The sequence below is a fragment of the Microcystis sp. LSC13-02 genome (genome assembly GCA_002282935.1).
Taxonomy (GTDB): domain Bacteria; phylum Cyanobacteriota; class Cyanobacteriia; order Cyanobacteriales; family Microcystaceae; genus Microcystis.
On the sequence record MTBT01000085.1, the window covers coordinates 1 to 11872 of the forward strand.

9 protein-coding genes and 1 pseudogene are annotated in these 11872 nt (G+C 38.9%); 2 read left to right on the forward strand and 8 right to left on the reverse strand.

Translation table 11 applies throughout. The annotated features are described in order from the left end of the window. From BGL89_RS05005 to BGL89_RS05030, 6 genes are all read right to left on the reverse strand, one after another. Positions 1-252, reverse strand: a 252-nt coding sequence (locus BGL89_RS05005; protein ID WP_286824734.1) for a Uma2 family endonuclease, incomplete at its 3' end; no start/stop codon positions are given. 47 nt (positions 253-299) lie between these two features. After that, the gene (gene cas3, locus BGL89_RS05010; protein WP_286824735.1) at positions 300-3053 is read right to left on the reverse strand and encodes a CRISPR-associated helicase Cas3'; all 2754 of its coding nucleotides are present in this window, start codon (positions 3051-3053) and stop codon (positions 300-302) included. Beyond that, positions 3046-3831 (reverse strand): hypothetical protein, encoded by a 786-nt coding sequence (locus BGL89_RS05015; RefSeq protein ID WP_286824736.1) that lies wholly within the window; start codon positions 3829-3831, stop codon positions 3046-3048. The genes cas3 and BGL89_RS05015 overlap by 8 nt, the downstream gene beginning before the upstream one ends. 42 nt (positions 3832-3873) lie before the next feature. Continuing rightward, a complete protein-coding gene (locus BGL89_RS05020; protein WP_286824737.1) occupies positions 3874-4767 on the reverse strand; it encodes a hypothetical protein in 894 nt (297 codons plus the stop codon). A 2-nt stretch (positions 4768-4769) separates the two neighbouring features. After that, positions 4770-7508, reverse strand: coding sequence for a hypothetical protein (locus BGL89_RS05025; RefSeq protein WP_286824738.1), 2739 nt, complete (start codon positions 7506-7508; stop codon positions 4770-4772). Between the two features lie 87 nt (positions 7509-7595). Then, positions 7596-7739 carry a hypothetical protein gene (locus BGL89_RS05030; protein WP_286824739.1) on the reverse strand — a complete coding sequence of 48 codons (144 nt, stop codon included), beginning with the start codon at positions 7737-7739 and terminating at the stop codon, positions 7596-7598. Between the two features lie 582 nt (positions 7740-8321). Here BGL89_RS05030 and BGL89_RS05035 point away from each other — a divergent pair. Further along, the gene (locus BGL89_RS05035) at positions 8322-9179 is read left to right on the forward strand and encodes a WYL domain-containing protein (protein WP_286824740.1); all 858 of its coding nucleotides are present in this window, start codon (positions 8322-8324) and stop codon (positions 9177-9179) included. 244 nt (positions 9180-9423) lie between these two features. Here the strand turns inward: BGL89_RS05035 and BGL89_RS05040 are convergent. Continuing rightward, positions 9424-10101: pseudogene (locus tag BGL89_RS05040) on the reverse strand (IS1 family transposase); the annotation flags it as partial. A 296-nt stretch (positions 10102-10397) separates the two neighbouring features. After that, positions 10398-10817: a type VII toxin-antitoxin system MntA family adenylyltransferase antitoxin gene (mntA, locus tag BGL89_RS05045; RefSeq protein WP_286824741.1), complete on the reverse strand. Its 420-nt coding sequence runs from the start codon at positions 10815-10817 to the stop codon at positions 10398-10400. A 144-nt stretch (positions 10818-10961) separates the two neighbouring features. On the opposite strand from mntA, the gene BGL89_RS05050 reads away from it, so the two are divergent. After that, complete coding sequence (locus BGL89_RS05050; RefSeq protein WP_286824742.1) at positions 10962-11816, forward strand: WYL domain-containing protein; 855 nt, start codon at positions 10962-10964, stop codon at positions 11814-11816. Positions 11817-11872 lie beyond the last annotated feature (56 nt).

The window sequence follows — 11872 nt, forward strand, 5'->3', positions numbered from 1 at the left end:
GAGGAGATCGGGAACGGGACACCAATCTCGATCGTTTTTGCTTAGGACGATCGCCCATTCGATTCCCACTTCTCCCCGTCCTTGATTCCAGTGATCGAGTATAGAAGATAAAGCCAGAGTTAAACGAGAATGAAAGAATTTCGGTGACATTTTCGGGATCGCTTCTCCATCGACTAATTCATAGGTAATATCGCCATCGGGTAACGATAGAAATTCTGGTAATGTGAGGGATTTAGAAGAGATAAGAGTCATAGTATATAGTTTCTAGTGTAGTGAACATATCCCGCACAAGATAAAAATCAATCTTGTGTTAGAGCCTTAGTGTAGTTAATCACTACTGATCTATCTTTTGTGGGGTTATACTGAAGTCTTTCTTGATAGCCATTTGATCTCCATTTAATAAAAACTCCAGGCAAGTCTTTAAACCCTAATTCATGATCATAAGAATAAGGCTCAAAAGAATCATATATGGCTCCCTCCTGAACTGCACGGACTTTGATCACCATATCTTTACTGTATGCACATCCCCAATATTTTAATGGTTCTAATTTATATCGAGTTTCTTCCTTGTCGTAAATCCATTCGTAAACATCCACATTAGCATACTGATTTATATAGTTGCCTTCATCATTTTTTTTCAGAATCAAACGATCAATCGGAACTTGAATTTGAGGAGATTCTTTGACAATTTTTTCTAAACTATCACCCTGCTTACCGTCATCATATACCAAGGTAACGGATGGAGTCCAGCTACGGGTAATTACCAATCCTTTTTCATGAGCAGATTGACAAGTGAGATCGGCATTATAAACATAGTCTTGCAACATGGAAAAAAGCTCAACGACTCGATAATCATCAATTGTCTGTTTTGTAGAAACACAATTCAGGATCGGTTTCGGATCGAAGTTTTGAGCGTGCAAGTCATTAAGGGTTGTTTGATAATCTTCTAGCTCTGTCTCGCTCAAGGTATTGACAAATTCTGGAATATTATTGCCAACGACGATAATTTTTGCATCTTCAACATCACCTTTTCGATTGCAACGTCCCGCTCGTTGAATTAAACTTTCTGGGTTACACATTTGAGTAATCAATCTGGTACTATTTAAATCACAGCCAACTTCGATCGCACTGGTAGTAACCAGAATATAAGCTTGGTCTTTTTCATCTCTTTCTTTTAATCTTTGATAAAGCTCTGTTCGAGAATAATGTGAAGTTTTGGGAATATCTGACAAACGACCGTGATAAAGAAATAAAAAATCATTTTGTTCTTTAGACTTAATATTTAATTCGCTTTTGATGTTTTCATAAATCTCTATCGCATCTTTAACAGTTTCCACGGAAACGATGATCCGATGACTTGGATTAGAGTGCCATTCTTCAAGGGCGATCGAGATCAATTTTTGTTGAAAATTTCTCGAATTTGTTAGATCATAAGCAATATCATTAACCCACTTAAACTGTTTCAAATTAGAATAGTCTTGCTTCAAAATTTGCTTGTAAAAATTATTTAGCTTCTCTAGATTGTCCTGAACATCAATGTAATCGATCACGTTATCCGCAAGATAATCTAATCTTTCCAGATGATTTTGTGATAAAGTTGCCGTCATTAAAACAAGCGAGCGTCCTGCTTCATACAAAGCTTTAACCAAACTGCAAAAGTTAGTAAACGAAATATCATCATAGGTATGAGCTTCATCAAAACAAATCAGTGTATTACCATGGTGAATTCGATAGGGAAAGATGAATGATTTTTGCTTATCACCATAGCCAAAGTATCGATATATAAATTTATCAATCGTTGTTAAAATAATATCTCCTTTGTATAAATGTCTTCGAGAATTATTGCTAGGTTTAACTTCTCCATCTAGATAAACATATCGATTCATTTCGGTTCCCGTATCTATCACCAAAGACACTTCACGTCCCTTGTATAAGAGTGAAAATTGTTTTAAATATTTCTCACATCTCTGTTTTTGATCTTCTAACAAACTTCGTGCAGGTAGGGGTATAATCAGGCGATGTCTATCTTCTTTTGTAGATAGCATAGCTAAAAAGGGAATAATAATCGCTTCAAATTTTCCCACTCCTGTAGGAGCTTTAAGGATAAAAGCTGGATGTTGAGTTTCAACCATTGTTTGAAAGACTTCTTCCTGCATTGGATTAGGTTGAAAATTCGCTAATTCTTTATACCAAAAAATTGCATTTTTTGATTTTTCTGGAATCGGTTTAGTTTTTGAATTATAAGGCTTGATAATGGCAGTAATTGCTGGGTCTTCATTGATATTATGTTCGTTTTGTTTCCACCACTCTTTAACAAGAGTATTCAATTTACTTCCTAATTCCTTATCTTTTCCATTTTCGTGTAATTGTTGGAGTTGATTTTTATCCTCCTCTGATAAATTATATGTCCACGAACGAAAATTTAAAGTGATAGTTGGTTCTTTAAAAGGATAGGGATCGAGATAAAAAACACGGTGTTTGCTATCTTCGGATATACCTTTAGTTATTGTAAAATCCATAAATGTGCGAGATTTTGCCTGTTCGTCGTCTCCAATAACACGACAAGCTAATTCCGCTTCAATTTGATCGCACATTTCCAAAATATAAAGTTCTTTGGCGTATTGTAAGGGGTCTTTAGAGAAAATCTTCTGATATTCAGGAGCTTTTTTTAATTGATAGGTATCCTTGATAATTTCCTTAGTTGAATAGTCATGATGTCCTCTCGCTAGAGCTTGCACCCAAAGATTTTGTGGTTTATCTACTTTAAATCGATGCCCTTTAAATGAATAAGTATATTTTGTAAACTCTACCTGTTTATTAGTTTCAACGAGAATTTTGAAGGTTTGTGGTTTAGCTTTGTCGTGTAAATTGATTCCTTCAATAACTCGTTCTAAAGAAAAGTTGTCATCTTGCCATTTTCTGGCTAATTGTCTAACATTACCTACATGATTACCCAGGGGTTGAAAAAGAATTTTATCAGGAGCAATTGTAGGTTCGCCTGGAAAAAACACGCGGCCGAATTTGAAAAAAGGTTTAGGGTTAGATTTAGACATTAATTGATTCTCCTTGTAAAAGTTCCACGAGTGCTACAGGAATCTGAAGATTTCCATCCGTATAGAAATCTAAAGTGGGTAAATGATTGGCTTTTTCGGGATAGTAAGCGGCAACAAAAGGAATAAAACCATTAATAGGCGATCGCTCTATGTCGAACAATCCCTTATCCTCATCTTGTGTCTGATCTGCTGACCATTCATAACGATAGAGATTATAAATATCACAACGATTAATTAAGGGATTTCGCTGTATTAAAGCTTCCATTGGAACAATAGTTGACGGGTGAGCGGAAAGAATCTTTCTTTGGAGTCGTATAGGTTCAGATACCTCGTCAATCACCGCAAATCCTTCCTTACCAATTTTACATCCGACTCCTCGTAGGTTAGAAAATGCCTCTAGACTAGACTCAGATTCACTGACAACATAGCCGATTAACTCCTCAGCGATAAAATATTCCCAAGTATGTAACTGAAAGTTTTCTCGATCGCCATCAATGTATAGTCTAGAAAAAACATCATGGTTAAACGATCGAGTTCCTTTGCGATGAGTACGATGGACTCCAGACCATTTATCTAGGACTGGATAGGCTCCTAACGCTACATACTGACGAGGTAGGGTGAAATAAGGCGGATTTTCCTTGTTAATGCTGGTTTCAGGGATATCTAATCCCTCGCTTAACATTACTATCCGTCGGAGAAACCCAGAAAAAGTAGTCGGTGGGACGAAGGGATAGGTGGCGATATTGAGAATCGATCCAGGCAGTATGCGAAATGTCATGGCCGCCGTTGGGATAATCTTAAAGGTCAGGCAATACATGATTTATGCTTGTAAAACCGTATCGACGAATATTGCGGAGTATTCTTGTAATTTGGCTAACGCTTCATTGCCTATCCAGCGATCGAAGTGCGCTTCTTGAATATGATTAGTAAAATTAGTTTCAGGATACAGTGCCAAATAAAGGAAATCATTGATCGCCTTTTGCGGGTCGGTTTCCGAGGGAGAAACGATTGGACGCTTCCCTCTAGGAGATAAATATCTATCCAAAACCAGAAGCGGGGTACGATCGTCCGTTTCCGCAATAGCAATTCCTTTAGGATTTCCTGAACCTATGCGAGGTAATGAATCCAAGAAAGCATAAGCGACAGCTGAAAAGTCTTGATCGGTGATACTCAGAGCATGGTTATAAACGGGATAGAGAATGCCGGGTTGATTGTATTCTCGTCTAAAAGGTGTGGGAGTTTCATCATTTCGATTGACCAATAAAGCGGGGTGCATTGCTCGTTGTTTTTCGACCGGGTAAATCTCTTGTATGGCAACACCTCCACCATGAGTTACCCGACCGATTAAAGTCCGTTTTCCTGGATCGAGTGCGCCAAATGTAGCACAAATCGGACAAGTGGGTTCAGCACAGGTTTTGGGAATTCCGCATTTTTGCTTATCTCCTAGCAGCTCTCCACTTTTCACAGGAGACCACAGTAAACAACGTCGTTCAACTCCGCGCCTTTTAGTCGGAGAAATATAACATTTTTCAATTTCTTTACCATCTTTTGTACTCAGTTTAACAATTTCAACTAAGTTAACATTAACCTGTACTTCATGTCCTAAATAAAGCTCTTGAGAGCCTTCGAGAATGGCATAAATATCAAAATGCAATCTAGGTTTATTAGCATCAGTCTTAGGTAGTCCAGTCGTCACTTTAGATTCGGTAGCCATCGTTATTTATCTCCTTTAGATGAAAGTTTACGAACCAATTCAGGAAAACGCGTATAAAGAGAAAGTTTTAATCGATAAGTGAATTCCCTCCAGTTTTTATCTCCTTGTTTATCCGTATATAGAGGATCATTTGCAAAATAAGTATAAGCATTTTTAATATCGTCAAGAGTAAGATTTAACGATGCGACACCATCTTTTTTTACTTCTATATCCTCGGAAATTTTAAGCTTTTCAAAAATTAATTTTCTGGCTTGATCGTAAATAAAATATGTGTCTCTATCTCGCTTGAGAGTGGCTTTGATTTTAGTACGGTCTTGATCTCCAATAGAGGCATAGTAGGTGAAAAAATGCTCATCCTTTACATTTTCAATGATTTTGCTAATTTCTCTGGCAACTTCTTTTTTGATTTTATCGATAGTTTTTTCATCTAAATTATCTTGTTCTTTTTTTCCTTGCTTCCGTTTTTCTTCCATCTCTTTATCCTTTTTTATAAGAAATTCAGCCCATTCTATAAAGGGATAAAGTAAGCCTGTTAATGCAGCTACATCTTCATAGATTTTAGCTCTTTTAGACATTGTTGTTTCTGACATAGAATAAACTCCTTTTGATCGTTTTTGATTTCTCACGTCTTCATTGATTTGTTTCCAGTAGAGTTCTCGAATACTCTCTAACCATATCTTGTTTTCAAATTTGAGATTGTAGTCGGGAACTCCAGATACAATAAATTCCGCCAAGTAAGGCATATCTTGTTGTACATAACGAATAGCGTCTCCTAGTTTAAGATTTATTTTTTGTTCATTTTTTTGTTGCTGGGTTTTAGCATCTTTAAGTTTAAGATTTATTTTTTGTTCATTTTTTTGTTCCTGGGTTTTAGCATCTTTAATAATGATGTTTTGATTATATCCCTCCATTATTCCTTTAAGCAAAATTAGTTGTCTTCGCTCTAGCTTATCTGGTGTACTTTTTTGTAAATATAAATCGATTTCCCAATCCGATAGAACCTCTAAAGGAAGTTTAGAAGCAATCTTGGCTAAAGCGTACTGCTTTAATCCTAATTTTTGAGAAGCGATATCACCATTGTTAGTTTTATCTTTTTGAGAATTTAAAATAATATATTTTCCCGCAGTAACATCTAGTTCACCAGTAGTTAATCCTCTCAAGTATTCTTTTAGATTATATAATCTAACTCTATCATCATAGCCAGATTTTTCTCGAATAGGCTTGAGTCGTAAGATAATACTATCATCCGTTACTTTTAAGGGTGAGGCAAACGATAATACAGAACAAGAAGAGCAAATGAAAGGTCTATCTTCACTAGAGGATGATTGACGACGTTGAGACGGTCGCTCGAACATAAATCTAGCTACTCTCCACCGCGCAGTTTTAGCATCTAAAGTTACTCCGCAAGAGTAACAAAAATCTTTACCATCGTCTCCCGCTGTCCTTGCTGCTAAAGTTTTTGGGCCAATCGTTAAAAGCGGTTCTGGAATGGTTTCGAGTTTTGGATTTTCTAACAAACGATACATCTCTAATATACATTGAGTGAAAATATCGCCACGAGTCGAGTTAATTTGTTCTGTGGCTGTTTTGTTAAAAGATTTAGCGATCGCTTGAATTGGCTTCAATAGATCGGTTTGTTTTTGTTTTTTTATAAACTCAAACGGATTTCCATCCGATTCTTCTAAAAGTCTCCGCTTCTCCTCGATCGATCCTTCATGAAAAATAATTTGTGACTCTATTTTATCCTTTTGCTTCTGTAATTTGCTAACTTGAGCTTTTGACAAACCAGTTTTTTTCAGTTGCTCATCAAGGGTTCTTATCTCATGATAAATAGCTCGTTGCTCATCTAATAATTTAGACAAAACTTTCTGAAAATAATCTCTGTATTTTTTAAACTCTTTAGCTTGCATTTCTTGTTTATCTTCTAGCTCCTTTTGCGTGGATTTTAAATCCTTCAAGCTAAGTTCTCCAGATTCAATCGCTTTAATTAGCAGATCAATCTTTTTCTGGCGCTGATTTTGGCGATCATTGACTTGCTCGAAAACGGCTAAATATAAAGCGGCTAACACCTTGGCTTGATCTCTAGTAATGATCGGAATTTCTAGGGTGCTAAAACCTCGTCCCGCTAATGTAACACTTTTTAGCATTGTCATAAAAGTTTGCATTAACCCTGATAGCTGATATTGAAAGTCTCCATAGATAGAAAAAATAACTTTCTCGATAAATTCTATCCAAAGTTCCTCAATATTATTCGATTGTTGAGTTTGTGGAATAAAAATCTGCACATGGTAATTACTTTCATGCAGGGAAACAATCTGATATTTTTTCTGCAAAAACTCTAAAAACCGATCAATCGTGCTTTCATGAGTTAATTTTGCCTGTAGCTCTCCCGGTGACGGTGATTTGTACACAAGCTGTATCCTACCTATCTCTCGTTCTCGATAAAAAACTTGATTTCCCTTAAACGTGGGTTTAATGAACTCGCTTTCTTTTTGAGGTTGAGAAAGTCGTAACTGTCTAACCAATTTAGGACGATCGAAGGTTTGGGCGATCGCTATCGCTCTGGGATCGTTAGCTAAAGCGGAAATTAATGTCGAGTCGGTTTGAGGGATCGCATTCGCGGCCAAAGCACTCAATAAGATAATAATGTCGAGATCATTAATCTCTTCCAGAGTCGTAACCGCTTTTGTATCTTGCTCTGGAGGAACATTCTCGAAAAGTGAAAGTTGTTTAATCGACATAGTGCTGTCCTTCCTTGATTTCTTATTTTGAGGGAGTAGGCTGAAAAGTGCCTACTTCCGCTCTCTAGAGGCGTTATTGCTGGGATTCTAGGTTAAATCAGCGTAAATTCTGACTTCGCCTTCAGAATCCAAGACTGGAGACTGTTTAAGTTCTTCGATCTCGCGCCAAAGACGCTCGATTTGGTGCAGAAGATGCTCGATTTGCTGATAAATATCGTCCAAATTAGCCATTACTGACCTCCGTTTTATTGACATGGGTATCCATCTGGAGTCAGCTTTGCTATAATGCAAGGCAGAAAAGTTTAATTGTATAGATAGCCGACTCCAAACGGCTTCTTTTAATATAGCTCACTGTTCACGTCGTAACAAGTGTGAGGCTATAAAAGCAAATCATTCTCTTAAGCATATCATGGTAAGATGATCGATTACTGAACCCCTGATACTAAGCGGGATTGAAACGTCACAAGTAGTGAGGCTACTGTTTAGCCTTTTCATCGAATCCCTATTAGGGATAGAAGCCAGACAGGGCAATATGCGATCTTTGTCTATGAGGTTGTCCATGCTACTCTGTCTACTTTTGTTCACCCCAGATATCTGCCGTTTTAGATCGCCTGAACTCCCCACAACGATGTGGCGGTGACACCATGCTGATCAATATTTTCCGAGTTCCCGACAAAAGGTTACACGGACGCAGAACCATTGTCAGTGGTATATCCCCCTCATTTCCTCTTACCATAGCTTTTTGCGCTCATTTATCATTACAGTATAGGTAGTATAGCGCAAATATTCTAAAATTGCAAGTATATTTTTAAGGTGAATCGCAAAAAAGAAACAATTACACTGTCAATTCCTCCCGGCACGAAGGAGAAGCTAGAAGCGATCGCCCGACGTTTTAACATCTTTTGGGGGAAAAGTCCTAGTCCATCGGGTCTGATCGCCGCCATCGCCGAAGGGGAACTGGAGATCGGTGAACCTTTTACCCTCTCGGCAAAGCGGGTCGAAGCGATCAAGAAAGCGATCGACCGTCTGGTGCGATCGGGTCACATCGAACCGGCCCAGACTCTTTCTAATTTTCTTTTAGAGAGGGGAAATCTCTCCCCTCAAGAGCGTCGGGAGATTTCCGAACAGGTGAGTCAGTATGATCGCGATTGGCGGCTGACAGTGGAGCGCTATATCCATGACCGGCAAGCTTTTCGGGTAATGTACAAAAATTCTCAGGGACAGACCCTAGAATTTACCGTTCGCTCTGCCGAGATCATGTTTCGGGAAAAAGAATTCTATCTGGAGATCTGGTGTGAGGAAACGGTCGACCTGCCAGAAGAAGATCAGCGAGACTTTCCCGAGCTTGTTCACAATCGCTGTCTTAAATTCTCTCGTATTCAAAGCCTGATCCCGATCGAAGAACCATGGCGAGACAGTCTCGATTTTATAGAAGTACAATTACAGTTAGAAAAAGATCTCGTGAAGGCTTATGAAAGGAAGACAAGGGATATCGACGACCGAGAGGTAAACGGAAAGAGAATTATAACCCGTAAGGTTTCTAGTCCTTTTTGGTTTATCCGGGAGATTTTACCCTACGGGAATCGCTGTATTGTACTTACACCAGAGTCATTACGCAACCGGATCAAACAAATGTTATTAGATCTTTGCCAACAGTACAAATCGGGGTAAAATTTGCGATCGCTGTTCACGAGGATCGGTTATATCTGGACTTCCCCTTTGACAAAAGGACATAACCTTTGCTGTATGAGGGATTAAGAGAATTTCTGATATCCTGTTACCGGGTACAAATTAAGGAAACCTCCAATAAATCTAGCGCCTAAAGTCCGAAAAATATGCACGGGAAAGTTCTCTTGATTCCGTTTTCGGTGGTGATTCGGTAGTAGTGATGGAGGCTTAATCCTTTGCTTTGCTGTGCATTGTAGTCATGGATAAAATACCAAACAGCGCCAACGTGATTCTCCATTTTTTTAGAGAAAGATAGACTCTCTCTCACCAGCCGAGAAATCCTTTGTCGAAAGGTATTATTTAATCTTTCAATTCTTTCCCCACGGCTCGATGACGTTTACTCGGAATTACTGTCTTATAGAACTCCCAAAAATCTGTGTAAGTAACAGCACATTGTCGGTAAACACCTGGTAAACTGGATCCAAGGTTTTTTGGCTGATTGACGACTCCTATCTCCTAAATAGCAACCAATAATTTCCCTTGTTTTTCTATCAATTGCCAGCCAAATATACACCTTTATCGTCTTAGAAAAAACCAAAGACCACATCTCATCACATTCTCTGACCAATTTGCTTTTTGATTTTTCCGAAACCTTTACTTGACGTGGGACAGACGCAATTTTATTGTTGACATAATTTTGTAACCATGACCAACTTACTCCAGTTACTCTAGCAATTCCTCGTAAGGAAATTCGTTCGAGCAAGAGTTTATCAATTAATTGTTTGGTTTCGTCAGAGACGGTTTTATTAGTGGGATTGCTCACCAACTGGCGACCACAATCTTTACACTTACGTTTGGGTTTGCCATTATGTGTAGAACCATTTTTGATGGTATGGCAAGAACCACATTTAGGACAAAGAAATATTGAAGCTGGTGAATCTTTTGTTAGAAGATTATGTTCTAAATCTTCATCGCCATCCAACCAAGATTTAATAATTCAAGAGAAGATTTTGATAGAAAAAGCAATCATAAAAAGCAAATTCTTGAATCATAAAAAGCAAATTTTTTACATTTATCAGGTAATTATTTTTATTAGTCAATATTCTACACAACTCAGGCTAGATAAGCAAGGTAGCTCACCACTACTATCGGATCACTACCCGGCGAGGTATCGATTCATGAGGTTTAATTCGTCTATTGCGATCAGAGGTTGAATAGGATTTACACTCCTTTTTCTCGTAGAGAAATCTCTAGATTATTCCGTAATTGACGGTATAACGCTTTCGATTCTTCAGGATTCATAAGAAATTTTTCTTTAAATACCTCGAATAGTCCCGTTTCCCGTTCGTATAGAAGTTGACCATCCCGCGCGACATAATGAGCGAGGATCGGCGAACATTCTTTTAAATCAACCACATCAATTTTGTCATCGGGAATCTCGAAAGCTTGTTCGAGCAGTGTATAAATTTTCAACAGACTCGAAATATCCTTGCGATCACTTCTTTCCCCGTATAAAACAGCGAAATCCCAATCGCTATCAGGTCTATGCTCTCCACGCGCTCTAGAACCGAAGAGAATTAATAGTTTTAAATTCGGTAGTTTTTCGACAATAGCCGTAATTTTTTCTACTAGCCTATTCATATTTAGCCTCTATCAAAAAAAAATGGCGAGAATCCGATGGATATATCGATCGATGTCCGTAGCGTCTGTCTATGTCTATTATCAAATGCAGAGGAAGCAAAGAGCAACTAAATACCAGAAAAAGTGTCCGTACACTTATAAACTATGAGCCGGATAGGACAATCAATCACTTTATCGGTCAGTGAAAAAGAAAAACAAGCCCTAGAAATCCTTGCCAGTGAATTCGGGCTATTTTGGGGAGATAAACCGAATATATCGAAGTTAATCAAAGAAATTGCCCAGAATAAGCTTAAAATTGCCCCTAATCACGACTGGAAGCCCGCTCGCTTGCAGATGCTCCAACAGGCGATCGATTCTCTCATTGATGCTGGACAAATCCCCATCGCCCTGGAACTAACTAAACTACTATTAGAACGGAGCGAACTGTCAGGCCCCTTACGGAAAGAGCTAGAAGACCGCCTCGATAATCCTCCCCCACCATGGCGGCTGGAACTCGATCGCTGTATTCTCCGACAACAACCGTTTCAGTTATCCTATCAGGATGCGGGCGATCGACTCTGGCAATTCCATCTTTACCATGCCGCTATCAATCGTCACGAGGAGCGGCTATATCTCGACTGCTGGTGCGAGGAAACCGAGGGAAATCAAGATATTTCCGAACTACACCATAATTGGAGTTTGCGGATCGATCGAATCCCCAACGATTCCTTAATTACCCCGATCCCTAAGGGCAAGTGGCGCAGTCAGCTTGATAGCGTCTCGGCCGAGTTTCACCTGTTCGATGGATTAGCTCGATCGTACCGGACCAAAACCGCTATCGATATTGCCAACGAATTGATCTCGATCGATCCCCTTGTCCGGCAGATTACCCGACAGGTAACGAGTAGCTTCTGGTTTTTCCGCGAAATTCTCCCCTACGGAGAAGACTGCTTGCTGATCTCCCCGGAAAAAGTCCGCAAGCGTTTCTTTGACATCCTCACCGCCGTAAACGGACGGTGATTCCCAAACCTCACGATTTAGGTTTCTGCTTCTTTCCCTTGCGGGGTTTCGCACCT